This window comes from Cupriavidus basilensis (assembly GCF_008801925.2).
Lineage (GTDB): Bacteria > Pseudomonadota > Gammaproteobacteria > Burkholderiales > Burkholderiaceae > Cupriavidus > Cupriavidus basilensis.
This window is the reverse complement of the sequence record NZ_CP062803.1, coordinates 3,681,344-3,708,312: the sequence shown is the minus strand read 5'-3', so window position 1 is coordinate 3,708,312 and position 26,969 is coordinate 3,681,344. Positions and strand designations below refer to the sequence as shown.

The 26,969-nt window shown below is 64.6% G+C and carries 21 protein-coding genes; 13 read left to right on the top strand and 8 right to left on the bottom strand.

Annotated features, from left to right (window positions below; translation table 11 throughout):
- Positions 1 to 202: 202 nt before the first annotated feature.
- The 3 genes from lspA to F7R26_RS16985 form a co-directional block, all read right to left on the bottom strand.
- The gene (gene lspA / locus F7R26_RS16995; RefSeq protein ID WP_150986006.1) at positions 203 to 742 is read right to left on the bottom strand and encodes a signal peptidase II; all 540 of its coding nucleotides are present in this window, start codon (positions 740 to 742) and stop codon (positions 203 to 205) included.
- Positions 742 to 3,633: an isoleucine--tRNA ligase gene (gene ileS, locus F7R26_RS16990; protein WP_150986007.1), complete on the bottom strand. Its 2,892-nt coding sequence runs from the start codon at positions 3,631 to 3,633 to the stop codon at positions 742 to 744. The genes lspA and ileS overlap by 1 nt, the downstream gene beginning before the upstream one ends.
- Before the next feature lie 148 nt (positions 3,634 to 3,781).
- Positions 3,782 to 4,789, bottom strand: coding sequence for a bifunctional riboflavin kinase/FAD synthetase (locus F7R26_RS16985; protein WP_150986008.1), 1,008 nt, complete (start codon positions 4,787 to 4,789; stop codon positions 3,782 to 3,784).
- Between the two features lie 188 nt (positions 4,790 to 4,977).
- Here F7R26_RS16985 and F7R26_RS16980 point away from each other — a divergent pair, with 188 nt between their 5' ends.
- Positions 4,978 to 6,768, top strand: a complete 1,791-nt coding sequence (locus F7R26_RS16980; RefSeq protein WP_150986009.1) for a hybrid sensor histidine kinase/response regulator — start codon at positions 4,978 to 4,980, stop codon at positions 6,766 to 6,768.
- 93 nt (positions 6,769 to 6,861) lie between these two features.
- Here the strand turns inward: F7R26_RS16980 and F7R26_RS16975 are convergent, their stop codons facing one another.
- Positions 6,862 to 7,521, bottom strand: coding sequence for a response regulator (locus F7R26_RS16975; protein ID WP_043349302.1), 660 nt, complete (start codon positions 7,519 to 7,521; stop codon positions 6,862 to 6,864).
- Between the two features lie 241 nt (positions 7,522 to 7,762).
- On the opposite strand from F7R26_RS16975, the gene purN reads away from it, so the two are divergent.
- From purN to nadC, 8 genes are all read left to right on the top strand, one after another.
- A complete protein-coding gene (purN, locus tag F7R26_RS16970; protein WP_150986010.1) occupies positions 7,763 to 8,419 on the top strand; it encodes a phosphoribosylglycinamide formyltransferase in 657 nt (218 codons plus the stop codon).
- Positions 8,416 to 9,822 carry an RsmB/NOP family class I SAM-dependent RNA methyltransferase gene (locus F7R26_RS16965; RefSeq protein ID WP_150986011.1) on the top strand — a complete coding sequence of 469 codons (1,407 nt, stop codon included), beginning with the start codon at positions 8,416 to 8,418 and terminating at the stop codon, positions 9,820 to 9,822. Before purN ends, F7R26_RS16965 begins: the two co-directional genes overlap by 4 nt.
- A 605-nt stretch (positions 9,823 to 10,427) precedes the next feature.
- Positions 10,428 to 12,083 (top strand): amino acid adenylation domain-containing protein, encoded by a 1,656-nt coding sequence (locus tag F7R26_RS16960; protein ID WP_150986012.1) that lies wholly within the window; start codon positions 10,428 to 10,430, stop codon positions 12,081 to 12,083.
- Positions 12,080 to 13,825, top strand: coding sequence for a serine aminopeptidase domain-containing protein (locus F7R26_RS16955; RefSeq protein WP_150986013.1), 1,746 nt, complete (start codon positions 12,080 to 12,082; stop codon positions 13,823 to 13,825). The genes F7R26_RS16960 and F7R26_RS16955 overlap by 4 nt, the downstream gene beginning before the upstream one ends.
- A gap of 155 nt (positions 13,826 to 13,980) precedes the next feature.
- A complete protein-coding gene (locus F7R26_RS16950) occupies positions 13,981 to 15,384 on the top strand; it encodes a mechanosensitive ion channel family protein (RefSeq protein WP_150986014.1) in 1,404 nt (467 codons plus the stop codon).
- A gap of 397 nt (positions 15,385 to 15,781) precedes the next feature.
- A complete protein-coding gene (locus F7R26_RS16945) occupies positions 15,782 to 16,972 on the top strand; it encodes a DesA family fatty acid desaturase (protein WP_150986015.1) in 1,191 nt (396 codons plus the stop codon).
- 180 nt (positions 16,973 to 17,152) lie between these two features.
- Positions 17,153 to 18,304 carry a quinolinate synthase NadA gene (gene nadA / locus F7R26_RS16940; RefSeq protein WP_150986016.1) on the top strand — a complete coding sequence of 384 codons (1,152 nt, stop codon included), beginning with the start codon at positions 17,153 to 17,155 and terminating at the stop codon, positions 18,302 to 18,304.
- Entirely contained in the window at positions 18,301 to 19,197 is an 897-nt protein-coding gene (gene nadC, locus F7R26_RS16935) for a carboxylating nicotinate-nucleotide diphosphorylase (protein ID WP_150986017.1), read from the top strand. Before nadA ends, nadC begins: the two co-directional genes overlap by 4 nt.
- Positions 19,198 to 19,268: 71 nt before the next feature.
- Here nadC and nadB read toward each other — a convergent pair whose 3' ends face one another.
- The 4 genes from nadB to radC all read right to left on the bottom strand — a co-directional run bounded on the left by nadB (position 19,269) and on the right by radC (position 22,377).
- Positions 19,269 to 20,867 carry an L-aspartate oxidase gene (gene nadB, locus F7R26_RS16930; RefSeq protein WP_150986018.1) on the bottom strand — a complete coding sequence of 533 codons (1,599 nt, stop codon included), beginning with the start codon at positions 20,865 to 20,867 and terminating at the stop codon, positions 19,269 to 19,271.
- 217 nt (positions 20,868 to 21,084) lie between these two features.
- Positions 21,085 to 21,255, bottom strand: a complete 171-nt coding sequence (rpmG, locus tag F7R26_RS16925) for a 50S ribosomal protein L33 (protein ID WP_006157508.1) — start codon at positions 21,253 to 21,255, stop codon at positions 21,085 to 21,087.
- Between the two features lie 13 nt (positions 21,256 to 21,268).
- On the bottom strand, positions 21,269 to 21,502 hold the full coding sequence (rpmB, locus tag F7R26_RS16920) for a 50S ribosomal protein L28 (protein WP_006157507.1): 234 nt from the start codon (positions 21,500 to 21,502) through the stop codon (positions 21,269 to 21,271).
- 200 nt (positions 21,503 to 21,702) lie between these two features.
- Entirely contained in the window at positions 21,703 to 22,377 is a 675-nt protein-coding gene (gene radC / locus F7R26_RS16915) for a RadC family protein (protein ID WP_150986019.1), read from the bottom strand.
- 90 nt (positions 22,378 to 22,467) lie between these two features.
- Between radC and F7R26_RS16910 the strand changes: the two genes are divergently transcribed.
- The 4 genes from F7R26_RS16910 (at position 22,468) to F7R26_RS16895 (ending at position 26,966) form a co-directional block, all read left to right on the top strand.
- Complete coding sequence (locus F7R26_RS16910) at positions 22,468 to 22,965, top strand: FKBP-type peptidyl-prolyl cis-trans isomerase (protein WP_150986020.1); 498 nt, start codon at positions 22,468 to 22,470, stop codon at positions 22,963 to 22,965.
- A gap of 50 nt (positions 22,966 to 23,015) precedes the next feature.
- Positions 23,016 to 23,978, top strand: a complete 963-nt coding sequence (gene ispH / locus F7R26_RS16905) for a 4-hydroxy-3-methylbut-2-enyl diphosphate reductase (RefSeq protein WP_150986021.1) — start codon at positions 23,016 to 23,018, stop codon at positions 23,976 to 23,978.
- 641 nt (positions 23,979 to 24,619) lie between these two features.
- Positions 24,620 to 25,822, top strand: a complete 1,203-nt coding sequence (locus F7R26_RS16900; RefSeq protein WP_150986022.1) for a branched-chain amino acid ABC transporter substrate-binding protein — start codon at positions 24,620 to 24,622, stop codon at positions 25,820 to 25,822.
- 208 nt (positions 25,823 to 26,030) lie between these two features.
- Complete coding sequence (locus F7R26_RS16895; protein WP_150986023.1) at positions 26,031 to 26,966, top strand: branched-chain amino acid ABC transporter permease; 936 nt, start codon at positions 26,031 to 26,033, stop codon at positions 26,964 to 26,966.
- The last annotated feature ends 3 nt before the right edge of the window (positions 26,967 to 26,969 follow it).

Sequence of the window (26,969 nt, the reverse complement as noted above, 5' to 3'; positions counted from 1 at the left end):
CCGGTTGTCCGGTTGTCCGGTTGTCGCGGCAGGCGGCAGCGCTTGCCGCCCGCCGTGCCGGATAAACGTCAATAATACCGGCTTGCCCGCGCGCGCGTTGGCGGCGCTGACAACGCGCCTTGCGCGCGGCCATCCTGCCAGTCAGGCCGCACCATGAAAAACGCCCGCATGATGCGGGCGCGGTTGGCGTGCCGTTGTTGCCTCAGTGCCGGCGAACGCGGCGCAGTTCGTCCACGATCAGCAGCACAGCGCCGACCGTGATGGCGCAGTCCGCCACGTTGAAGGCCGGCCAGTGGTAGTTGCGCACATAGAAGTCGAGGAAGTCGATCACATGGCCGTACACCACGCGGTCCACCACATTGCCGATGGCGCCGCCAAGGATCAGCGAGATCGCGAAGCAGAACAGGCGCTGCCCGGTATGGCGGTACAGCATCCAGATGATGAACAGCCCCACCACCACGCCAAGGCCGGTGAAGAACCAGCGCTGCCAGCCGCCGGCATCCGCCAGGAAGCTGAAGGCGGCGCCCTTGTTATAGACCAGCACCAGGTTGAAGAAGCGCGTTACCGGACGGGATTCGCCATAGGCGAAGGTCCGCACGATGACGATCTTGAAGAACTGGTCCAGCACGATCACCAGCAGGGCGAACGCCATCCACAGTAACGGGGTGGTGTTGCTGCCCTTGGTGCCCTTGCTGCTGGCGCGTTTGGTGCCGCGCGCGGTGCGCGTGGTGGTGGCGGCCATCAGGCGTGGCTCCTGTGTTCACCGGCGCCGAACAGGTTGCTGTCACAGCGCCCGCAAAGGGTGGGGTGGGCCGGGTCGCGGCCAACGTCGGCACGGTAGTGCCAGCAGCGCTCGCACTTGGCGTGCACCGACGGCGTCACGGTGACCAGCAGGTCGCCGCCTTCCGGCGCCGGGGCTACCTTGGCGGCGGACGTCAGCAGCACGAAGCGCAGGTCGTCGGACAGGCTCTGCAGCGCAGCCAGCACCGGGCCACCGGCCTGGATGGTGACTTCGGCTTGCAGCGAGGAACCGATCTCGCCGTCCACGCGCACCGCTTCGAGCTGCTTGGTGACTTCGGCACGGGCTTCACGAATCACATGCCACTTCTGCAGCAGGTCGTCGGCCTGGTCGATCGCCGGCACGTCATAGTAGGTGCTGGTGAAGATGGTGTCGGTGTGCTCGGTGCCATGGCCGAAGATCTGCCAGGCCTCCTCCGCCGTGAACGACAGGAACGGTGCCATCCAGTGCAGCATCGCCTGGGTGATGTGGTACACGGCGTTCTGCGCGGCGCGGCGTTCCTTCGAGTTGGCCGCGGTGGTGTAGAGGCGGTCCTTCAGCACGTCCAGGTAGAAGCCGCCCAGGTCTTCCGAGCAGAAGGTCTGCAGCTTGGCGACCACCGGGTGGAACTCGTAGCCGTCGTAGTGCGACAGGATTTCCTGTTGCAGGCGCCCGGTCAGGGCCACCGCGTAGCGGTCGATTTCCAGCCATTCCGACGCCGGCAGCGCGTGCTGCGCGTGGTCGTAGTCGGCCAGGTTGGCCAGCAGGAAGCGCAGTGTGTTGCGGATGCGGCGATAGCCTTCCACCACGCGCTTCAGGATTTCGTCGGAGATCGACAGTTCGCCGGAGTAATCGGTCGAGGCCACCCACAGGCGGATGATCTCGGCGCCCATCTTGTTCGACACGTCCTGCGGCGACACCGTGTTGCCGACTGACTTCGACATCTTGCGGCCTTCGCCGTCCACCGTGAAGCCGTGGGTCAGCAGCGCCTTGTACGGCGGCTTGCCATAGAGCATCGAGGCGGTCAGCAGCGACGAATGGAACCAGCCGCGATGCTGGTCCGAGCCTTCCAGGTACAGGTCAGCCAGGCGGCCGTCGGGCAGGTCGGCCGATGCGTCGTACAGGTCTTCGCGGTGGGAGCCGCGGATCACGGTCCAGTGCGTGGTGCCTGAGTCGAACCACACGTCGAGCGTGTCACGGTTCTTCTCGTACATGGCGGCTTCTTCTCCCAGCAGTTCTTTGGGGTCGAGCGTCTGCCAGGCTTCGATGCCGTGCACTTCCACGCGCTTGGCGATTGCCTCCAGCAGTTCGGGCGTGCGCGGGTGCAGTGCGCCGGTTTCCTTGTGCAGGAAGAAGGCCATCGGCACGCCCCACTGGCGCTGGCGCGACAGGGTCCAGTCGGGCCGGTTGGCGATCATGTTGTGCAGGCGCTGCTTGCCCCACGCCGGGTAGAACTCGGTGGCCTCGATGCCGGCGAGCGCGGTTTCGCGCAGGGTCGGGCCGTTGGTGCCGTCTTCATTGACCGGATCCACGTCCATGCCCGCGAACCACTGCGAGGTGGCGCGGTAGATGATCGGCGTCTTGTGACGCCAGCAGTGCATGTAGCTGTGGGTGTACTTGTGCGAATTGAACAGGTTGCCCGAGGCCTTCAGCACTTCGACGATCTTGGGGTTGGCGTCCCAGATCTTCTGGCCGCCGAACAGCGGCAGCGTGCTGGCATAGACGCCGTCGCCCATGACCGGGCTGATGATGTCCTTGTCGTTCATGCCGTGCGCCTTGCACGACTGGAAATCCTCGACGCCGTAGGCCGGCGCCGAGTGCACGATACCGGTGCCGGTATCGGTGGTGACGTAGTCGCCCAGGTAGATCGGCGACAGGCGGTCGTAGCCCGCGTCCATCTTGGACAGCGGGTGGTGGAAGCGGATCTCCGACAGCGCCGCGCCGGTGGCGGTGGCCAGCACCTTGCCTTCCAGCTCGTAGACCTTGAGCTGCTCTTCGACACGCTCGGTGGCCAGGATCAGGAAGCCGCGCGTGGTATCGACCAGCGCGTATTCGACTTCCGGGTGCATGTTCAGCGCCTGGTTGGACGGGATGGTCCAGGGCGTGGTGGTCCAGATCACGACCCAGCCCGGCTTGGCGGCGAGCTGCTCGGCCGGCAGCTTGAAGGCATGGGCCAGCTTGTCAGTTTCGGCGAAGGGGAAGCCCACGTCGATGGACAGATCGGTCTTGTCCTTGTACTCGACCTCGGCCTCGGCCAGCGCCGAGCCGCAGTCGAAGCACCAGTTCACTGGCTTCAGGCCGCGGAACACGTAGCCCTTTTCCATGATCTTGCTCAGCGCGCGCAACTCATCGGCTTCGTTGCTGTAGTTCATGGTCAGGTAGGGATGTTCCCAGTCACCCAGCACGCCCAGGCGCTCGAAGTCCAGCTTCTGGCGGGCGATCTGCTCGGTGGCGTAGGTACGGGCGCGCGATTGCACTTCCTGCACCGGCAGGCCCTTGCCGAACTGCTTTTCGATCTGGATCTCGATCGGCATGCCGTGGCAGTCCCAGCCCGGCACATAGACGGCGTCCAGCCCCGTGAGGCCGCGCGCCTTGACGATCATGTCCTTGAGGACCTTGTTGACCGCATGGCCGATGTGGATGTCGCCGTTGGCGTACGGGGGGCCGTCGTGCAGGATGAACTTCTTGGCGCCCTTGCGAGCGGCCCGGATCTTCTTGTAGAGCTGCTTGTCCTGCCATTGCTTGACCCACAGCGGCTCGCGCTTGGGCAGGTCGCCGCGCATCGGGAAGGGGGTCTCGAGCAGGTTGACCGGGTACTTGCTTTTTTCGGGCTTGGCGCGTTTGTCGTTGGACATGTCGATTCTCGGGGCAATTCGGTTGGCGCGCGGCACTAGCTCGGCTGGGTGCGGGCGCGCGGTACGGCGTGGACCGGCTGCGGAGGGTGCCGCGGGCTGGCGTCGGGTTGGGGTAGCGACCCGGGTCCCGCCACGCGGGAACGGGGCGCTAGCTAATTCGGTCGGTGGCGGAGGTGGCGAAGTCGCGGCTGCCCGCGGCCGGGGGCGTGCCTTCGGGCGAGCCCGGCACGGTCAGGCCGAAGAAGGCACGCGCGTCCGCGCTGTCCTTGGCAATGGCGGCGGTCAGCGCCTCCAGGCCATCGAAACGGGCTTCATCGCGCAGCTTCTTCATGAATTCGACCCGCACCAGCTTGCCGTAGACGTTCTGCCTGAAGTCGAACAGGTGCACTTCCAGCAGCACCCGGCCGGCATCTTCGATGGTCGGGCGCACGCCGATGCTGGCCACGCCCGGTATGGCGTGCTCTGCCAGTCCATGCACCTGTACGACAAAGATGCCGCTGACTGCCGGCCGCTTGTGGGAAATACGCAGGTTGATGGTAGGAAAGCCCAGGTCGCGGCCGAGCTTGCGGCCGTGGACCACGTGCCCGCTGATGGCATAGCCATGGCCAAGCAGGCGGCGCGCGTGTTCGAGATCACCATCGCCCAGCGCCTGCCGCACGGCGGAGCTGGAGATGCGTACGCCGCCTTCGGAGACCGAGCCCATCTGCTCCACGTCGAAGCCGAACTGCGCGCCGGCCTGTTGCAGATAGGTAAAATCGCCGGCGCGCCTGGCACCAAAGCGGAAGTCGTCGCCGACCAGCAGCCAGCGCGTGTGCAGGCCGTGCCAGAGCACGTTCTCGACGAATGCTTGCGGGGACTGCGCGGCGAAGTGTGCGTTGAAGTGCTCGACGACGACACGGTCGACACCGTTGCGGCGCAGGCTTTCCAGCTTGTCGCGCAGCAGCGCGATGCGCGTTGGTGCCTTTTCCGGCGTGAAGAACTCGCGCGGATGCGGCTCGAATGTCATCACGCATAGCGGTAGCCCGCGTGCATCCGCCGCGGCGCGCGCGCGGGCGAGCAGCGACTGGTGGCCGCGGTGCACACCGTCAAAATTGCCGATGGTGAGGGCGCAAGGCGCCCGGCTTTCGGCGTTGGGCAGGCCACGGAAGACTTTCACGAGGACGGCAACAAGCGTTTGGGTAAAGCGAGCATTATAAGGCGAATGGTGGACAAGTTTGGCCTGGCGGCGGTGGCCGGCATGCCCGGACTGGCGTTTTTGTGCACGGATCGACCCATCGCCGTGGCGTTGCGCCCCAAAAGGCGGCATGATACGGCGGATCGCACTCGCTGCCCCCCAGCCCTCCTTTGAACGCGCTGCTAAACCGAATCCTGCCGCCGCCAGGGCCTCCGCTCGATACCGAAACGCGGGCCAAGCTGCTGGCGACCATCCATCGCGTCTCCCCCACCGCCATCGTCGCCTCGGTGGTGCTTCCGGCTTTGACCGCGATCGCCTTCTGGTCGGCCGCCGACCATGGCGCCCTGGTGGGCTGGTGCGGCGTCATGCTGGTGCTGACCGCGGCCACCAGCTGGTTCTACTTCGGCTACCTGCGCGATAGCGCCACCATGAGCCGCTCGGCGCACACGCGCAAATGGTGGGCCAATATGCGCGCGATGGCCTTCCTGACTGGCCTGACCTGGGGCAGTTCCGCGCTGCTGCATCTCTATACCGGCTCCACCGTCTTTTCCAGCGTGCTGTACCTGCTGGCGCTTGGCGTGCTGGCTGGCGGCGTTACCGCGCAATCGCCGGTGCCCTCCAACCTGGTCTACGCCGGTATCCCGATCCTGGTGCCCAATATCCTGCTGGCCGAGTACGCCTTCCCGGGCCATGGCACCTATGTGCAGTTGCTGCTGGTGGTCTACGCCATCATGCTTACGCGCCATGCCCTGAACCTGCAGCGCACGTTGGTGCGGGCCATCCAGCTGGAAAGCGACAGCCGCAGGCTGGCCAAGCAATTCCAGGAGGAGAAGGAGAGGGCGCTGCATGCCAGCGAGGAAAAGTCGCGCTTCCTTGCCGCCGCGAGCCATGACCTGCGCCAGCCGGTGCACGCGCTGGTGATGCTGGTGGAGGCGCTGCGCGCCCGCAACAAGTCATCCTCGCTTCATCCGCTGGTGGAGCAGGTAGCCGCCGGCACCCAGACCATCGACCTGCTGTTCCGCTCGTTGCTGGACCTGTCCAAGCTCGAGGGCCGCAAGGTGCTGCCCACGCTGGAGCCGTGCGAGCTCAGCCACCTGATCAGCGAGGTCATGAGCCAGTTCGCCGCCGACGCGCGGGAAAGCGGCCTGACCCTGACCCCGCGCGTGCCCGAAGAGCTGTACGCGATGGCCGAGCCGGTGCTGCTGCGCCGCGCGCTGTTCAATCTTGTGCAGAACGCCCTGCGCTATACCCGGCGCGGCGGCGTGCTGGTGACCGCGCGCGAGCGCCGCAAGCATATCCGCGTGGAGGTGTGGGACACCGGAGCCGGGATTACGCCCGAGCATCTGCCGGACATCTTCTCGCCGTATTACCAGGTGCACAACCCGCAGCGCGACCCGTCCCAGGGACTGGGGCTCGGGCTGGCGATCTTCAAGGAATGCGTGCGGCTGATGCGCGGCACCTACGGCGTGCGCTCCGTGCCGGGCCGGGGATCGGTGTTCTGGTTCTCGCTGGCGCCGGTGGCAGCCGAGACCGTGGCAACCATCCGTACCGTGCGGGCCAACGCGCAGGCCGAGGACGCCAAGCCCGACCACCTGCGCGGCACCGTGCTGGTGGTCGACGACGACACCCAGATCCGCAAGGCATGGATCGCGCTCATGGAGGCGTGGGGCATCCAGGTTGCCTGCGCGGCGCATGGTGCGGATGCCGACCGCCTGTTCCTCCAGGGACTTAAGCCGGACATCATCTTCTGCGACCTGCGCCTGCCCGGCAGCGAAAACGGACTGGACCTGCTGGAGCGCTGGCAGAACACGCAGCCGCAGGCGCGCAGCGCGCTCTTGTCGGGTGATCTGAAGTCCGCCGCGCTGGCTGCGGCCGAGGAGGCAGGCTACTTCGTGCTGCCCAAGCCGGTCGACCCGGCTGCATTGAGACTGTTGCTGCGGCGCTGGCTGCGGCCCGCCTGAGCGGCGAAGGCATAAAAAATGGGCCGGCGCATGACGCGCTGGCCCATTTTTATTTGCCGCTGCCCAGTGAGCAGCTGGCGTCGCCGGTGCGCGTTACTGGCGCAGGCGGAATCGCTCCATACGCGACATGACCTGCATGCGGGTGCGCACGCCGAGCCGCTGCAGGATGGCCGAGACGTGTTCCTTGACGGTGTTTTCCGTCAGGCCAAGCCGCCTCGCGATGACCTTGTTGGGCAGCCCCTCGAGCACCAGCGCCAGGACCGAACCCTGGCGCGGCGTCAGGCCCAGTTCCGCCGGCGTGACCGGAATGCCGTGCGCTGGCCCGAAGGATTGAGCACGGCCATTGAGCGCTTCGTCCGACGGGAAGGAGGTGTCGCCTGCCAGCACCTTGCGCACGGCGGCGGTGAATGCGTTGGCGTCGAGGTGCTTGCCGACGAAGCCACAGGCGGCGAGTGCGCGCGCGCGGCCCACGATTTCAGGCGTGGCCTCGGCCGACATAAAAATAAAGCGAGCGGAGGGTACCAGTGTCTTGAGCGCCTGCATGGCGTCGAAGCCGGTACCATCGGTCAGCCAGATATCCAGCAGCACGATGTCAGGCCTGAGTCCTTGCTGCAAGGTATTCAACGCTTCTTTGGCGCTTCCAGCAGCATGGACGGCAACGTCGGGCATCACTTCCGCCAAAAACGCGGTAGTGCCAGACAAGGCCATAGGATGATCATCGACCACCAACAAGGTCGGTGCAGCGTTCGACATGCGATTTCCCGTCTAATTTCCCAGTTCGTCCTTGTTGTCACTTGAAGCCGTGTAAACGGACTGCGCGTGGACGATAGCAGCCACTCTAGCAGAGCGGGCGAGGCGTCACAATCCACCGGGCGCGGGTTCACGTTGCGTATAGGCCATGCGAAATGGCGCTGCGGCGAGGGTTTCGCGTGTTTTAAGTGCCTAATGCGCTCGCTTTGGTCGTGTACTGGCCCCGACTTGGTAGAATTGCGCGATGAAAAATATCGTTATCCTGATTTCCGGGCGAGGCACCAATATGGAAGCCATCGTCAGCGCCTGCGCCGCCGAGGGCTGGCCGGCGCGCGTAGCGGCGGTCTTGTCCAACCGGCCAGACGCCGAAGGTCTGAAATATGCCGCCGACCACGGCGTGGTTACCGGCGTGGTGGACCACAAGTTATATGATGATCGCGCCACTTTTGATGCTGCGCTCGCCGCTGCCATCGACGCTTTCGCGCCGGACCTGGTGGTCCTGGCCGGTTTCATGCGCATCCTGACGCCGGGCTTTGTCGACAAGTACGCCGGGCGCATGCTGAATATCCATCCGTCGCTGCTGCCGTGCTTTCCGGGGCTGCATACGCACCGGCAAGCCATTGAGGCGGGCGTCAAGGTCCACGGCGCCAGCGTGCATTTCGTCACGCCCGAGCTCGATCACGGCCCCGTTATCGTCCAGGCCGCGCTTGACGTGCTCCCGGACGACACGCCGGAGAGCCTGGCCACGCGCCTGTTGCCGTGCGAACACGTTATCTACCCGCGCGCTGTGCGCTGGTTTGTCGAAGACCGGCTGCAAGTGCATGCCGGCGTAGTCCGGGTCGAACCACCCGAATCCCAGCTGTTTACGGCCTTTGCTGCCGCTACGGAGGTGCAGTCATGAGCCGCAATACCGCAGGGGCCCGCCAGCCCGTCCGCAACAAGAACAAAGACCACAAGGGCACGCCCATCCGCATGTCGCGCTCGCGCGATGCGAACGACGGCCAGGCCCCGCAGCAAGGCCGCGGGCCGCATGGCGGGCTGCATGCCGTCCATATCCAGCATATCGACCGCCTGCTGGGCAAGGTGCTGATGTTCACGCGTCCGTCCGACGTGGTGGTGAGCTACTACTTCCGCGAAAACCCCAAGCTGGGCCATCGCGAGCGCGGCATCATCGCCGAAGCCGTGTTTGCCGTGCTGCGCCGGCGCGTGGAGTTTGCGCAGTTCGCCGCCAGCGGCACGGGGGCTTCGCAGCGCCGCCTGGCCCTGCTGGGCCTGGCCGCCACGCTGGGCCGCGACGTACTGACGCCGTTCCTGCTGCCGGAAGAGGGCGAATGGCTCGATCGCCTGACCACGATCGAGCGTTCCAGCCTGGCGCCGCGCGTGCGCGCCAACCTGCCCGAATGGCTGTTCGACCAACTGGCCGCGCGCCACGACGAAGCCTTTGTCGAAGCGCTGGGCGATGCCTGGCTGCGCCCGGCGCCGCTGGACCTGCGCGCCAACCTGATCAAGACCACGCAGGAGGCCGCGCTGGCCGAACTGACCGCTGCGGGGCTGAAGGCCGAGTTGACGCCGATGGCGCCGTCCGGCATCCGCCTGGCCGGCAAGCCGGCGCTTAACCAGCTGCCGCTGTTCGTCAACGGCCTGGTCGAAGTGCAGGATGAAGGCAGCCAGCTGTTGTGCAACCTGGTCGCGCCCAAGCGCGGCGAGATGGTGGTCGATTTCTGCGCGGGCGCGGGCGGCAAGACGCTCGCCCTGGGCGCACTGATGCGCTCCACCGGCCGCCTCTATGCATTCGACGTGTCCGAGAAGCGCCTGTCCAACCTCAAGCCGCGCCTGGCGCGCAGCGGGTTGTCCAACGTGCACCCCGTGCTGATCGACTCCGAGCACGACGCCAAGATCAAGCGCCTGGCCGGCAAGATCGACCGCGTGCTGGTGGATGCGCCTTGCAGCGGCCTGGGCACGCTGCGGCGCAATCCGGACCTGAAGTGGCGCCAGTCGCCGCAATCGGTGCTGGAGCTGACCGTCAAGCAGGCGGCCATTCTCGAATCCGCCGCGCGCCTGGTGAAGGTGGGCGGCCGCGTGGTCTACGCGACATGCAGCGTGCTCGAGGCCGAGAACGAAGGCATCGTGCGCGGTTTCCTGGCCTCGCACCCGGCTTTCCGCCTGGTGCCCGCCGCACAGGTGTTGGCCGAGCAAAAGATCACGGTGCCCGGCTTGCCGGAAGATGCCGAGATGCTGGCGCTTTACCCGCACCTGCACCAGACCGACGGCTTCTTCGCCGCCGTGCTGGAGCGTGTCAGCTAAAGCCGGATCCGCCAGGCGGCCGCGCCGGGGGAAGCATCCCCGCGGTGCTGGCCGACTGGTGGCTTTTTCGCGCCGGGGCCGTTCGGCCCCAGCCGCCTGTCCCGTTCTCTCTTTCTTCCTGTCTTTTTCCATCCACGATCCCCTGCCGTCACGCAATGCGCCGGCGCCGCTCTGCCTGCGCGCACGCTGCAAGTGTGTCCGGTGTGTGTCGATACGAAGGTCTTGATGGACTAAGCCTTCTGGGCGGCTCCTCATCCTTTGTGGTGCGCGTCGCTGCGGGGAAACCGGCCATGCATGCTGCCAGCGCGAGGCTGGCCGGCGCATACCCGCTCCCGGCTGCGTGAAGGCCGCCATCGTAGAGCGCAGTGCACCACCCTTCGCATCCCCCATTCGCACGAATGGAAAAGATCTTAAGTTCAATACATTTAAGGCGGTGCAACTTGTCTTGTTGGGCAATGCAGCCTAAGTTGGCAAGACAACGCGCGCCAGGCAAGTACAACGGCACGCGAACGTGCAGGGTGGATCGGCGCCGGCACAACTTTCGGACGGAGTTTCAGGCCGCGCCGGTCCCGCAACGGGGGCGGCGCGCTCGGTTGGGAGGCGGGATGTTGCATTCATTCTTCTTCGACACGGCTGCACGGCAGCCTGGCGACCACGCCTTGTGGGTCGACGGACGCTTTTACACTTACGAGGAACTGCGCGCTCGCGCGGGCCGCGTGCGTGCCGCGCTGGCGGCGCATGCAGGGGGCGGGAGCCGCAACTGCGTCCTGTTCGCGCACCGCAGCGTCTCAGCGTACGCCGGCCTGCTTGGCGTGCTCGCGGCGGGCATGGCCTATGTGCCGTTGCACCCCAGATTCCCCTCGGCACGCAACGCCGCCATCGTCGAGCGCTCGGGCGCGCGGGTGATGCTGGTCGATCGTGCATGCGCACCGCAGCTTGAGGCGTTGATGCCGTTGCTGCCCCCGGATTTGCATGTCGTCCTGCTGGATCCGGAGTCGCTGCCGGCAACCGGATGTCCGGGCGGCAGCGCGCGCTTCGCCCCGCTGCCGCCCGCGCCTTTCGTGCATGACCCGCCTGGCCAGCTTGCCGCCGTCTCGGGAGACGACCTTGCCTACCTGATCTTTACCTCCGGCACCAGCGGGCCACCCAAGGGTGTGATGATCCCGCATACCAGTGCCGTGGCTTATGTCAGCGCGCAGATGCAGCGCTTTCCAAGCGAGCCTGGCGCCCGCTTCAGCCAGTTCGCCGATCTCACCTTCGATTTCTCGGTGCATGACATGCACGTCTGCTGGGCGAGCGGGGGCTGCCTTTATGTGCCCGCGCTCCAAGACCCGCTTTACCTGGCCGGTTTTATCCAGGAGCACAGCATTACCCATTGGGCCAGCGTCCCCTCCGTGCTGGCGCTGATGCAGCAGTTTCGCAAGCTCACGCCCTGCGCGTTTCCCAGCGTGCGGATGACCTTGATGGGGGGCGAGGCCTTGCCCAAGACGCTGGCGCGGGCGTGGTCGCGGGCGGCGCCGAACACGCGCATCGTCAATGGCTACGGACCCACCGAAGCGACGGTGATCATGCTCACCTTCGAGCTGACCGAGGCGTTTCTTGCCGATGCGTCGCGCCCTGCGGTGCCGCTCGGCAAGCCATATCCCGGCGTCGAGCTGATGGTCGTCGATGATGCGCTTGCGCCGGTGCCGCCCGGCGCGCGGGGTGAGCTGCTGATCGGCGGCGCGCAGCTTGCCAAGGGCTATCTCGGTGCCAACCCGCTCGACGCGCAGCGCTTCTTTACCCGCGCCTATCCAGAGCGGGCATGCAGCCGTTGGTACCGCACCGGCGATGCCGTGGCCGAATCCCCCGACGGCTTGCTGTATCACGGCCGCATCGACATGCAGGTGAAGATTCGCGGCAACCGTGTGGAACTGCAGGAGATCGAGCAGGTGGTGCAGGCTGCCAGCGGCGGCGCGCAGTGCGCCGTGCTGGCGTGGCCACTGGATAACGCCGGCAAGCCGACGGGGCTGGTTGCCTTTGTGCAGGCGTCGGGCGAGGCATCGTCGGGCGAGCTCGGTGCGCGCATGGCGCAGATCCGGCAAGCGTGCAGGCAGAGCCTGCCGGTCTACGCGCAGCCGGATCGCATCGTCTGCCTCGACGGCCTTCCCATGAACGTGAACGGCAAGATCGATCGCGGCCAGTTGCTGGCGCGCTGCGAGCGCCTGGCCATTGGTGCGGGGGACGCACGGCAGGCGAGCCGCAAGGCGTTTGCGCCATGATGCCGCTGCATTTCGACGGATGTTTTGGCTGGTACCACCCGGCCCAGGGTCAGCGCGCGGTGCTGCTGTGCAATGCGATCGGGCACGAAGCCTTGTGGACGCATGCCGGCCTGGCGCGGCTGGCGGAGCGGCTCGCAGCCCAGGGCGTGCCCGTGCTCAGGTTCGACTATCCCGGCACCGGTGACTCCGCCGACCTCGAACATGCCGGCGCACCAGGCGCGTCCTGTGTCGACGCCTGGCTTGCCGGGATCGATGCCGCCGGCGAGTTGCTCAGGCGCTTGTCCGGTGCCCGGGAACTCGTTCTGTTGGGCGCGCGCGGGGGCGCTTCGCTGGCGGCACTGGCCGCCGGGCGCGGCGTGGCCGGGCGGCGCGTCGACGCGCTGGCGCTGCTTGCGCCCGTGGCGAGCGGCAGGATGCTGGTGCGAGAGATGAAGATGATCGCGCAGACCTGGCGCTCGCTTGCTTGCCGCGCTGCGGAGCCGGTGCCGGCGCCTGGCGCTGGCCGGCAATCTGGCATGGACATCCTGGGCATCCATTTCACCGACGCCGCGATCGATGCCCTTGGTGGCATCGACCTGCTCAATGCGCCTTGCGCCCCCGCCCCGCAAATCCTGATCGCGGGCGCCGAGCCTCAGATGGCCCCGCTCGCGCGCCACTACGGCAGACTGGGTGCGCAGGTGCGGATGGTGCCTTTCCCTGACCTCATCGACTGGCTGCAGGACCCGTTGCATGGCACGCCGCCCGATGCGACCTTCGCTCAGGTGGCCGGCTGGATTGCCGATCTGGGGCCAGCGGCGCCAGTCGGCGAGCCAGCCCCGGGTGGCCGCGCGATGGCGGCAGGGACGGCTTCGTGCCTGCGCGCCGGCGACTGGGTGGAGACGCCAGTCCGCTTTGGCCAGGGCTTGTTCGGCATGTTGTGCGAGCCGCTCGGGCCGCGCATCGAGCGGCCGGCCGTGCTGATCAACAATTCCGGTGGCACGCATCACGTCGGTGCTGGCCGTTGCGGGGTCATGCTGGCGCGCCGGCTGGCGGCATGCGGTGTTGCCTCGTTTCGTATCGATGTGCGGGGCATCGGGGATGCCTGCGTCGGCGCGCAGGCCATCGCGGGGGTGCCGGCCGATCCGGAAGGGTACCGCGATGCTGTCACCGCCTGCGACTGGCTGCTTGCCCACGGCCATCGCGAGGTGGTGGCCTTCGGCGTGAGCTACGGTGCCAATGTGAGTCTGCACGCTGCGGGCGCGCACCCGGGCCTGGTGGGCGCCGTGCTGGTCAACCTGCAGCGCTTGTTGCGCCGGGAGACCTTCACCCGGCCCCGGTGGCTGATCCATGGCCGCAGCGCACCTACGGCAGAAGAGGGCGCGCCCGGCATCAATGCGGCATCGGTCCTGCCCGAGCCTGCCGCGCACGAGCAGCGGGAGATCGAAGGCTTGCTCCAGTCGCTCGACGCACGCGGCACGACCCTGCGTCTGCTGTTCGGCCCGGACGATCCCGGGCCTTTCGAGCTGGCGCGGTTCTTCGGGCCGACGCTGGCCGGCCTCGCCGGCTACTCGCAGTTGCAGATCGAGACCATCGATGGCCTGGACCACGGCATGCTGAACCCACCCGGTCGGGCGCGGGTGATCGACTATTGCGTCGACCTGCTATGTGGCCCCTTGCATCCCGGGGCGGACCTGCGGGATCGGCTGCAACGCATTGCCGAGCCGTGGCGTCGCCCGCCGGATTGCCGGCGAAGGTGCGGCTGACAGTGCTCGGCCTCTGCGTAGCGCCGCGCGGAGCAGGGCGGCTAGAATGGCTGACTTTTTGGCCGCGGGGCATGCAGTAACGTCATGCAGTGTCCCGCTCACATTGCAGGGACAGCCGATCCTGACCGGATGGACCCTGCCAGCCACGGCAGAGCATGAATCCCATTTCCCTGAACGAACTCCATGTTGCGCATCCGGCCTTTGGCAAGATGCTCGATGATCTGATCCGCGATGCGGGTGGCCCTGGCTTCATCTGGCAGTTGGTGGTCCTCGCCGCTTGCCTGGCGGTGGCCTGGCCATTGGCTAGATTGATCGTCAAGCGCCTCGAAGCCCGCTACGCCGGATCCAGCTTCTCCCTGCGTTTCGCCGCCGCCAGCCTGGAACGCGCCATGTTCCCGTTGTTCGGCTGGCTGCTGGTGATGGGTGCGCGCTTCGGGCTGGAGCCGATGATGTCCATCAGCGTGCTACGGCTTGCATTGGTGCCCCTTTCCGGCATTACTTTCCTGTATTTCGCCTTCTATATCCTGCGCCGGGTAATGTCGGGCAATGGTCAGTTGCATGGCATGCTGCTACTGGTGGAAAAAGTGCTGACGACCCTGGTTTGGGCGGCGATGGCGCTTTATGTGCTGGGTTTGCTGTGGGATGTGGTGCAATGGATGGACGACGTCCGCTTTTCGCTGGGCGGCAAGCAGAAGATCAGCCTGGCGGATACGCTGGTGGCCATCGTCTGGATCCTGGTCACCGTGCTGGTGGCGATGTGGTTCGGCTCATGGCTGGAAGAGCGGCTGATGCGGTCGACCGGTCTGGACAGCAACCTGAAGGTGGTTCTGAGCCGGATTTCCAAGGCGCTGCTGCTGCTCGTGTCCCTGTTGCTGAGCCTGTCGCTGGTCGGCATCGACCTCACCGTGCTGTCCGTGTTCGGTGGCGCGCTGGGCGTTGGCCTGGGGCTGGGCTTGCAAAAGATTGCCAGCAACTACATCTCCGGATTCATCATCTTGCTGGACCGCTCGGTCAAGCTGGGCGACCAGATCACCGTCGACAAGTACACGGGGATCGTTTCCCAGATCCGGACGCGCTACACCGTGGTGCGCAATGGCGATGGCGAAACCCTGGTGCCGAATGAGCAACTGGTGGCGCAGGCAGTGCAGAACCATTCGTTCTCCAATACCCATGTGCGCGTGGCGACACGTGTACAGGCCGATTACGCGGCAGACCCCGAAACGGTGCTCGCCTTGCTCGTAGAGGCCGCCCAAGATATCCCGCGCCTGATGGCGCAGCCGGGTCCGTCGGCATTTCTGGTGTTGTTCGGCGACAATGGCATCGAATACGAGCTTGCGGGCTATATCGCCGATCCTCAGAATGGTAAGCTGGGCGTGCAATCGGCGATGAACCGGGCGATATGGCGGAAGTTCAAGGAGCATGGCATCTCGATCCCGTATCCGCAGCGAGAGGTGCGGGTGCTGGGGAAAGTGGAATCCGACGGCCATGGTGGCCTCGTAAAAGAGGTGCAAGAGGCGCGTATCGATTTGCCGGGCGTCCCCGGTGGCTCGGCATCCTGAGCGTTCGCGGGGCGTTTAGGGCACCTTATGGAACAATCCGTGTTGCTTAGCGTCAAACTGAGGGAAAAAGCGGATGTCCGTGCGATGCGGTTCCGGTAGAATCCAAGGTAGTTGCGGGTTCATTCGAAAGGCACGTTTCGTTCGGGTGAGTTTGTTCGACCTCCCGCCCCACACCAGACAGCCGCCAGATTGCAGCGGCTCGTGTCCAGTTCGCCGGCAGGCAGCGGTTTTGCCCATGGCGCCAGGCGCGCGTGCCTTGGGGCTCCGGCGAATGCCGGGGTTCAGGCAGGCGCCGTACGACGCAATCATTGAATTTGCAGTCCTTTTTCTGCACCTTGTTTGCGGCTCGCCCTGTCGCGCCGCACTGAATGCCCCTGTTTAATCGACGGAGAACAGTTTGTTCGACACTATTCTTGACTGGGCCGCTAATGGCCTCGCCAACTGGTCCTGGTGGGAGATTGTGATCTACACCCTCGTGGTGACGCATATCACCATCGCGGGCGTAACCATCTACCTGCACCGCTGCATGGCGCACCGGTCGCTGGACCTGCACCCTATCGTTTCGCATTTTTTCCGTGGCTGGCTGTGGCTGACCACGGGCATGGTCACCAAAGAGTGGACCGCCATTCACCGCAAGCACCACGCCAAGTGCGAGACCGAAGACGATCCCCACAGCCCGCAGACCCGCGGCATCCGCAAGGTGCTGCTGGAAGGCGCGGAGCTGTATCGCGCCGAGTCCAAGAACAAGGAAACCATCACCAAGTTTGGTCATGGCACGCCTGACGACTGGGTCGAGCGCAATGTCTACTCGCGTTTTGGCTGGCAAGGCGTTGGCCTGATGCTGATCATCGATGTCGCCCTGTTCGGCGTGATCGGCCTGACCGTGTGGGCCGTGCAGATGCTGTGGATCCCGATCCACGCCGCCGGCATCATCAATGGCCTGGGCCACTGGTGGGGCTATCGCAATTACGATTGCGAGGACGCTTCGACCAATGTCTCGCCGTGGGGCATCATCATCGGCGGTGAAGAACTGCACAACAACCACCACACCTACCCGACGTCGGCCAAGTTCTCGATCAAGTGGTACGAGTTCGATATCGGCTGGGGCTATATCCGCGCCATGCAGGCTGTTGGCCTGGCCAAGGTCAAGAAGACCCCGCCGAAGGCGCGCCTGGTGGATGCCCGCCCGGTTGACCACAACACGCTGGAAGCCATCATTGCCAATCGCTATGACGTGATGGCGCGCTATGCCAAGGCGGTCAAGAGCGCCTACAAGCAGGAACTGGAAAAGCTGAAGGAAGCCCGCGTGGCCGAGTACAGCAGCTTCAAGCCGGCTCGCAAGTGGTTCCACCGCGAAGAAGCCAAGCTGGCCGACCCGCAGCGCCAGCAACTGGCCAGCATCGTGGAGCAGAACAAGTCGCTGCATACCTTCGTGGAAATGCGCCGCGAGCTGGCTGCGATCTGGGGCCGCTCCAACCTGACGCGCGAACAGCTGCTGGCGCAGCTGCAGGCCTGGTGCCACCGCGCCGAGGCCAGTGGCATCCAGGCACTGCACGATTTCTCGCTGCGCCTGCGCCGTTATGCCTGATGCGGGCTGATGCCCGAGCCGGCGTGGCCTGATACAATTTAGATCGCCCAAAAGCCCCGCCTCTGGCGGGGCTTTTGTTTTCGCTAAACTCCCCCAATGTCAGGGCCAGCAGCGACAAGCGGATACCAGGCGGATACCAAGCGGAATTCCGAGGCATGCTGTCCAAGAGGAGTATCGGAGATGACCCCACAAACGATCAAGGCCGTCGAGTTCGAGAAGCCGAACCTCTCGACGGAGTCCCCCGAGGGCGGCAGCTGTGTCGCCCACGCCTGGGCCAAAGTGCCTCCCGTGCTGTCGGCACAGGATCGCACGGCGCTCAAAGCGCGCATCAAGACCCTGCTGAAGCAACGCAATGCGGTGCTTGTCGCGCACTATTACGTTGATTCCGACCTGCAGGACCTGGCCGAGGAAACCGGCGGCTGCGTATCGGACTCGCTGGAAATGGCGCGCTTTGGCCGCGATCATCCGGCCAAGACGCTGGTGGTGGCGGGGGTGCGCTTCATGGGCGAGACCGCAAAGATCCTCAGCCCGGAAAAGACCGTGCTGATGCCCGACCTGGACGCAACCTGCTCGCTTGACCTGGGCTGCCCGTCCGACGAATTCGCCGCGTTCTGCGACGCGCATCCCGATCGCACGGTGGTGGTCTATGCCAACACCAGCGCCGCCGTGAAGGCGCGCGCGGACTGGATGGTGACCTCGAGCATTGGCCTGAAGATTGTCGAGCACCTGCACGCGCGCGGCGAAAAGATCCTGTGGGCCCCGGACAAGCACCTGGGCGGCTATATCCAGAAGCAGACCGGCGCCGACATGCTCTTGTGGCAGGGTTCCTGCCTGGTGCATGACGAGTTCAAGGGCATCGAGCTTGACCTGCTGCGCCGGGAGTTTCCCAATGCCAAGATTCTGGTGCATCCGGAGTCGCCGGCCAATGTGGTCGAGCAGGCCGATGTAGTGGGCTCGACCTCGCAGCTGATCGCGGCGGTAAAGGAGCTGGACGCGCGCGAGTTCATCGTCGCGACCGATAACGGCATCCTGCACAAGATGCGCTTGGCTGCGCCCGACAAGCATTTCATCGAAGCCCCCACTGCCGGCAACAGCGCGACCTGCAAAAGTTGCGCGCACTGCCCCTGGATGGCGATGAACGCACTGACCAATCTGGCCGAAGTGCTGGAGAACGGTCATAACGAAATCCATGTCGACGCGGACATCGGCCGCCAGGCCGTGACCTGCATCGACCGCATGCTCGACTTCGCCGCGCAGCAGAAGACCAATGTGCGGCCCAAGGCCGACCTGGCGAGCGAGCAGGCCTTGTTCAAGGGAATCGGCCCGGCATGAGCAGCAATCCAGACGTGAATACCGTGAATTCGAGCCGCAACGCTATCTTCGACAGCTATGGCCCGGCGCTCGCCGGGGCGCTCCAGGCCAATGTCAGCGCAGCGATTGCTGAAGATGTCGGCAGCGGCGACCTGACCGGCATGCTGGTGCCCGCCGGCAAGCCGGCGCGGGCACGCGTGATCGTGCGCGAGCAAGCCGTGCTGTGCGGCCAGCCTTGGTTCGAGACATGCATGCGCGCGGTCGATCCGGCGTTGCAGGTCGTCTGGCAACAGGCCGAGGGTGCCCGCATGGCGCCGGACTCGGTGGTCTGCGAGATCACCGGCCCGGCCCGTTCGCTGCTGACCGCGGAGCGGCCGTCGCTGAATTTCCTGCAGTTGCTGTCTGGCGTGGCGACCGCCACGCGCCGCTATGCCGACCTGGTCGAAGGTACCCGGGCGCGCGTGCTCGATACCCGCAAGACGTTGCCGGGTCTGCGCCTGGCGCAGAAGTACGCGGTCAGGGTCGGTGGTGGTGACAACCAGCGCCTGGCGTTGTACGACGGCATCCTGATCAAGGAAAACCATATTGCCGCGGCCGGCAGCATCACCGCCGCCATGCAGGCAGCGGCCGCACTGGATGCCGGTGTATCGGTCCAGGTCGAGGTGGAAAACCTGGCCGAGCTGGAAGAGGCATTGGCGGCTGGCGCGAAATCGATCCTGATCGATAATTTTACCGAGGCAATGATGCGCGATGCCGTGCGTATCAATGCCGGGCGGGCCTTGCTGGAAGTGTCGGGCGGGGTCAGTGCAGACACGATCCGTGCTTTTGCGGAAACCGGCGTGGACCGGATCTCGGTGGGGGCGCTGACCAAGGATGTGCGCGCGACAGACTATTCGTTGCGGATCATCGAGTAAGCGGGATTGATCAGGCCATGAAAAAAGCGCGCCTTGGCGCGCTTTTTTCATGGCGATATCCGGGCGCGGGCTTACTTCGCCCGGTCACGCTTGAACACCGGCTGCATCACCGTGGGCAGCGCCTTCGGCAACGTCTCGGGATAGTCGCGGCTGAAGTGCAAACCACGGCTTTCATGGCGCGAATATGCGCTATCCACGATCAACGAGGCGACTTCCACCAGGTTGCGCAGCTCCAGCAGGTCGCGGGTGACGCGGAAGTTGGCGTAGTACTCCGCGATCTCCTCGCGCAGCAGGGTGATGCGGTGCTGGGCGCGCTCGAGCCGCTTGCTGGTGCGCACGATGCCCACGTAATTCCACATCATGCGGCGCAGTTCGTCCCAGTTGTGCGAGACCACGACTTCCTCGTCGGCATCCGCAACCCGGCTTTCATCCCATTGGGGCAGGGCGATGTCGGGTTGGCCGGCCTTGTCCTGTCCGGCGATGTCGAGGGCTGCCGCGCGCCCGATCACCATGCATTCGAGCAGCGAATTGGAGGCCAGGCGGTTGGCGCCGTGCAGGCCCGTGCAGCCGGTCTCGCCCACGGCGTAGAGATTGGCCAGATCGGTGCGGCCCGCGGTGTCGGTGACCACGCCGCCGCAGGTATAGTGCGCCGCCGGTACCACCGGGATAGGCTCGCGGGCGATATCGATGCCAAGTTCCAGGCACCGTGCGTGAATGGTCGGGAAGTGCTCGCGCAGGAAGGATTCGGGCTGGTGGCTGATGTCCAGGTGCACGTAGTCCAGGCCGCGCTTTTTCATCTCGAAGTCGATCGCGCGCGCCACCACGTCGCGCGGCGCCAGTTCGGCGCGTTCGTCATGCTCCGGCATGAAGCGGGTGCCGTCGGGCAGCTTCAGCAGGCCGCCTTCGCCGCGTACCGCTTCCGAAATCAGGAAAGACTTGGCGTAGGGGTGATACAGGCAGGTCGGGTGGAACTGGATGAACTCCATGTTCGACACCCGGCAGCCTGCGCGCCAGGCCATGGCGATGCCGTCGCCGGTGGCGGTGTCGGGGTTGGTGGTGTAGAGATAGACCTTGCCCGCGCCGCCAGTCGCCAGCACGGTGTGGGTGGCGGTAATGGTCTGCACTTCGCCACTGGCATCGTCCAGCACGTAGAGGCCGTAACAACGGTTGCCCGGCAGGCCAAGCTTGCGCGAAGTGATCAGGTCCACCGCGAAGTGGTCCTCGATGATCGTGATATTGAGATGCTGGCGCGCCTGCTCGCTCAACGTGGACACGACAGCATGGCCAGTAGCGTCCGCCGCGTGGATGATGCGCCGACGGCTATGGCCGCCTTCCCGCGTGAGGTGGTAGCCGAGTTCTGCCTGGTCATCGCGGGTGAACGGCACGCCGCGGTCGATCAGCCACTGGATCGCTTCGCGCCCGTGCTCGACGATATAGCGCGTGGCGCTGTCATCGCAAAGGCCGGCGCCTGCCACCAGGGTGTCCTGCGTGTGCTCATCGTGGCTGTCGCCTGAGTCCAGGACCGCGGCAATGCCGCCCTGGGCCCAGTCGCTGGCGCCTTGCGTCATGGCACGTTTGCAAATGATGACAACCCGATGGGTGTCGGCCAGTTGCAGCGCGACCGTCAGACCGGCCAGTCCGCTGCCGACAATGGCGACATCGAAGTTCATGGTGCGAGAGACGCGCGCGGCACGCGGTCGGGAGGCAGGAAAGCTGGAAAGTGTACACCGCCAGCGGCCTTGCGTGGGCAGGCAAGCCATGCGCAAGCCGGGGGTGAGAGGCGTTGGCTACGCAATGCGGCGTATGCTGCCCGAAAAAGCAAAAACCCCGCGTGAGCGGGGTTTCTACAGACATGCCGCGCGATCGGCATGCGGAAGACAGGATCAATTACTTGATCTTGGTTTCCTTGTACGACACGTGCTTGCGGGCGACGGGATCGAACTTCATGATCTCCATCTTTTCCGGCATCGTGCGCTTGTTCTTGGTGGTCGTGTAGAAGTGACCCGTACCTGCAGTCGACTCCAACTTGATTTTATCGCGTCCGCCCTTGCTGGCCATGATGTGCTCCTAATTAGACTTCGCCACGTGCGCGCAGATCCACGAGCACGGTGTCGATGCCTTTCTTGTCGATCAGGCGCAGGCCGGCGTTCGAGACGCGCAGGCTCACCCAGCGGTTTTCCGATTCAACAAAGAAACGACGATTCTGCAGGTTGGGCAGAAAACGACGCTTGGTCTTGTTGTTTGCGTGGGAAACGTTGTTGCCGACCATCGGCGCTTTCCCGGTCACTTGACAGACGCGTGCCATGAAGCACTCCTAACTCTTCTACGTGGACAATGTTCGCAACAGATCAACAAAAGGCGCGCTGGCCCGGACTGCAGCGGTTGAGACTTCAGCAAACGAGCATTATAGACTGGAAAGCACTGGTGAATCAATGCCTTCTCTCGTTTACCGTTCAGGGGTGTGCATCCGTGCGGTGCGCATCACAACACGCATCGCATCTTGCATCACAGCTGGCCGTGTTCGGCGAAGGAGTGGATGTTACTACCTGCGACGATGAAATGGTCAAGAACTTGTACGTCGATCAGGGCCAGGGAGCGGGACAGCGCGCGGGTCATGGTGAGGTCGGCGGCGCTGGGCGTGGTGATCCCCGACGGGTGGTTGTGCGCCACGATGACCGCCGCGGCGTTATACGTAAGTGCCTTGCGGGCAACTTCGCGCGGATAAACGCTGGTTTGGGTCAGCGTGCCGCGAAACAGCTCCTCACTGGCTAGCAGGCGGTTGCGTGTGTCCAGGAACAGGCACAGGAACGCTTCGTAGGTCAGTCCCGCCAGAGACAGGCGCAGGTAGTCGCGCACCGCCGTGGGGGAATCCAGTGCCCCGGGCAGCTGCAACTGCTCGCCCAGCGCGCGCCGGGTCAGCTCGCGGGCCGCCTGCAACTGCGCGTACTTGGCGCTGCCAACGCCCTTGACGCGTGCCAGTTGCCCGGCGTCCGCCGCAAACAGGCTGCTGAGCGTGCCGAAATCGTTCAGCAGCTCACGGGCGATGTCGACGGCACTTTTTCCCGCCACGCCCACGCGCAGGAACACGGCAAGCAGTTCGGCGTCAGAGAGCGTAGCGGCCCCGCCGCTCAGCAGTTTTTCGCGTGGCCGCTCATTGCTGGGCCAATCGGTAATGCGCATGGCACGATCCCCTCGGAACAATGGCACCGCGGACAAGGCGGCGCGCGGTCGAGTCGCTTACAATACGGGTTGTTGACTGGTTGAGCACCTATGACTTTGCAAACTTTTGCTTCCGGCCCGAAGGATGGGGACGGCACCCCGGATCTGCGCAAGACCGTGCAGGCGGACTCCTTCCTGACCCTTCACTACAGCATCTCCATGGAGAACGGCACTGAGATCGTCAGTACCTTCGCGGAGAAGCCCGCCACGCTGCTGCTGGGGCAAGGCCAGTTCGCGCCTACACTGGAGCAGGCGCTGCTGGGCATGCCGGAGGGCGAGCGCATGACTTACCGGCTGGCGCCGGAGCACGCTTTTGGCCCGCGCAACCCTGATCTGCTGCAACGGGTTTCGCTGGCGACGCTGCGCGAGAACTCTTCATTTGAAGAGGACTACGCGCCGGGTGACCTGGTTGAGTTCAATGCGCCCGGCGGCGGTAAGTACGCCGGTGTGCTCAAGGAGATCGGCACGACGTCGGCGCTGTTCGATTTCAACCACCCGCTGGCCGGACAGACCATCCTGTTCGATGTCCAGCTGATCGGCATTCTCTAAGCAGACCACCGGCCGGGCCTTGCGCCGGCACCCTTGAGTCGAATCCTTGCATGTCTGAACCCATCACAGCCCCCGATGCCGAGATCCTGATGGCGCAGCCGCGCGGCTTTTGCGCTGGCGTGGATCGCGCCATCGAGATCGTCGAGCGCGCCCTTGCACGCTACGGCGCGCCGATTTACGTGCGCCACGAAATCGTCCACAACGCCTATGTGGTGGAAGACCTGCGCCGCAAGGGCGCGGTCTTCGTGCAGGAGCTAGAGGAAGTGCCGCCCGGCTCGACCGTGATCTTCAGCGCCCACGGCGTATCCAAGGAAGTGCGCGCCGATGCCACCGTGCGCGGCCTGAACGTGTTCGACGCGACCTGCCCGCTGGTGACCAAGGTGCACGTGGAAGTCGGCAAGATGCGCACCGAGGGCTGCGAGATCATCATGATCGGCCACAAAGGCCATCCTGAAGTCGAGGGCACCATGGGGCAGGCCGAAGGCGGCATGCTGCTGGTCGAGTCTTCCGAGGATGTTGCCAAGCTGCAAGTAGCGGATCCCACGCGCCTGGCATTCGTGACCCAGACCACGTTGTCGGTCGACGAAACGCTGGAGATCGTCGCCGCGCTCAAGGCGCGCTTCCCGCTGATCCGCGAGCCCAAGAAGCAGGACATCTGCTACGCCACCCAGAACCGCCAGGATGCCGTGAAGTTCATGGCGCCCCAGGTGGAGGTGGTGATCGTGGTGGGCAGCCCCAACAGCTCCAACTCCAACCGCTTGCGCGAGCTCGCGGAGCGCCTGGGCGTGCCGGCCTACATGATCGATTCACCCGATCAGCTCCAGCCGGAATGGATCGCGGGCAAGCGCCGCATTGGCCTGACCGCCGGCGCCTCCGCCCCTGAGGCACTGGCACAGGCCATCGTTGCGCGCCTGCACCTTCTCGGTGCGCGTAACGTGCGCGCGCTGGACGGGATCGAGGAAAAGATGTCGTTCCCCTTGCCGCGCGGCCTGCAACAGGTCACGTCCGCCTGATCGGCCTCTCTTCACCTGACCGTCTGGCAAAACGGCCCGCTCTAGCGGGCCGTTGCTTTTTGCGCAGCCGCTTCTGCCCGGCAGGCGCACCCCTTGCGTGCCAGTTGCACACCGTCGCGCACCATTCTCTCTCCAGGGTTGCACCAATATATAGCACTCTATATTGCCTGCTATCCCTTGGATAATGCACAAGCCTGGCGCGAACAGTCTTATGCTTGTCTGCTTAAAAGGACAAATAAGGGAAATCCCTGTAATTGGGGATTTCCCTATTATGGTGCCGGCGCACTCGCGCGTTGTATTTGAATGAGACTGTCGATATTAAATGAAACACCTATTTAATACGCGACCCCGCAAGTGACTTAAAGGCTGCAAAGCCAACCTGTGGCAAGCGGTAGGCACGAATCTTGTTAGTATCAACGGCTAGCCTCCATGTGGGAGGGAATTGCCCCAATTTGTGCATTGGGGAAATTCCCTAGCTCATTTGGTGGGTTAATCCTTCAGGTTGTTGCGTCGCATATTGCATCCGTATAAAAAGGGAATACAATTCGCGCGTTTCAAATTGAAACTAAACTAAGGCGGTTCAGGGAAACGTCCGGGGGGCGTTGGTTTACCCTGATCATGTGAATCCTAGGAGATCACTCATGCAAATCACGTTTGCCAAGATTCTGCCGATCGCAGCCGCAGTGGCGCTGGTTACTGCTTGCGGCAAGAAAGAAGAAAAGCCCGCTGATGCGGCAGCATCGGCTCCTGCTGCGGCCATGGCCCCGGCGGGCGGCGGTGAAGTCGTAGTCAAGATCGGCCATGCGGCACCGCTCACCGGCGGTATCGCCCACCTTGGCAAGGACAACGAAAACGGCGCTCGCCTGGCCGTGGAAGAAGTCAACAAGACCGGCCTGGAGATCAACGGCAAGAAGATCAAGCTCGAGCTGGTCGGCGAAGACGACGCAGGCGACCCGAAGACGGGCACCGCTGTGGCGCAGAAGCTGGTGGACGCCAAGGTCGTGGCCGTGGTTGGCCACCTGAATTCGGGCGTATCGATTCCGGCCTCCAAGATCTATAGCGATGCCGGCATCGTGCAGATCTCGCCGTCGTCGACCAACCCCGACTACACCAAGCAAGGCTTCAAGACCACGTTCCGCGTGGTGGCCACCGACGCCCAGCAAGGCCCCGCGCTGGCCAACTACGCCACCAAGAGCCTGCACGCCAAGACCGTGGCCATCGTCGACGATGCCACTGCCTACGGCAAGGGCCTGGCCGACGAGTTCGAGAAGACCGCCAAGGCTTCGGGTGTGAACGTGGTGGCACGTGAAGCCACCAACGACAAGGCGACCGACTTCAAGGCCATTCTGACCAAGATCAAGGGCAAGAAGCCCGACGTGATCATGTACGGCGGCATGGACGCCACCGGCGGCCCGTTCGCCAAGCAAGCCATGGAACTCGGCATCAGCTCCAAGATCGTTGGCGGCGATGGCGTCTGTACCGACAAGGTGGCCGAGCTGGCCGGCGATGCCGTGCAAAACATCATCTGCTCGGAAGCTGGTCTGGCGCTGTCCAAGATGGAACAGGGCGCGGATTTCGACAAGCGCTACCAGGCTCGCTTCAATGCGCCGGTGCAGATCTACGCACCGTTCACCTATGACGCCGTCATGGTCATCGTTGACGCGATGAAGCGCGCCAACTCGACCGAGCCGGCGGCCATCCTGGCCGAGATGCCCAAGACCAACTACAAGGGCCTGATCGGCAACATCGCCTTCGATGAAAAGGGCGACATGAAGGAAGGCACCATCACGTTGTACGAGTACAAGGACAAGAAAAAGACCGTCCTTGACGTCGTGAAGATGTAAACCGGGCTTACCGGCCCATCCGAACGGCACCGCGAGTATGTTGCGGTGCCGTTTTTTTAGCCTTGCCATACGTGCAGCATCCTTACCATGGGTGGAGTAGGCAGGCCGCTTACCAGCAAATATCGACACTACCAAACCACCCACATATCAACGTCCCCCCGACATCCACACCATGCCGAGGGAATTTGGACGGAAGCAAGGAGTTTTCATGGATATCTTTATCCAGCAGATCGTGAACGGTCTGGTGCTCGGCAGCATCTATGCGCTGATCGCACTGGGCTACACCATGGTCTACGGCATTCTCGGGATCATCAACTTCGCCCACGGCGACGTGCTGATGATCGGCGCGCTGACCGCCCTGTCAGCCATACTTGGCTTGCAGAAATTCTTCCCCGGCTTGCCGGAGTGGCTCACGCTGGTGATTGCCACGCTGATCGCCATGCCGGTTTGCGCCGTGCTGGCCTACACCATCGAGCGGGTCGCCTACCGGCCGTTGCGCAACGCGCCCCGGCTAGCCCCGCTGATTACCGCCATCGGCGTGTCCATCATCCTGCAGACGCTGGCGATGATGATCTGGTCGCGTAACCCGCTGACCTTCCCGCAGCTGCTGCCCTCGTCGCCGATCGATATCGGTTCGACCGGCGCCACCATCACGGGCAAGGAAATCGTCATCATCGGCATGGCGCTGATGGTCATGGCGGGCCTGCTGACCCTCGTCAACCGCACCAAGCTGGGTCGCGCGATGCGCGCCACCGCCGAGAACCAGAAGGTGGCAGGCCTGATGGGCGTGAACCCGAACTTCGTCATCTCGGCCACCTTCATGATCGGTGCGGCGCTGGCCGCGCTGGCCGGCGTGATGATGGCCACCAACTACGGCAATGCGCACTTCTACATGGGCTTCATTCCGGGCCTGAAGGCGTTCACCGCCGCGGTGCTGGGCGGCATCGGCAACCTTGCTGGCGCCATGGTCGGCGGCATGCTGCTGGGCCTGATCGAAGCGTTGGGCGCCGGCTATATCGGCGATCTCACCAACGGGGTGTTTGGCTCCAACTACCAGGATGTGTTCGCCTTCATCGTGCTGATCGTCGTCCTTGTATTCCGTCCGTCCGGCATCATGGGCGAGCGGGTTTCCGAACGCGCCTAAGGA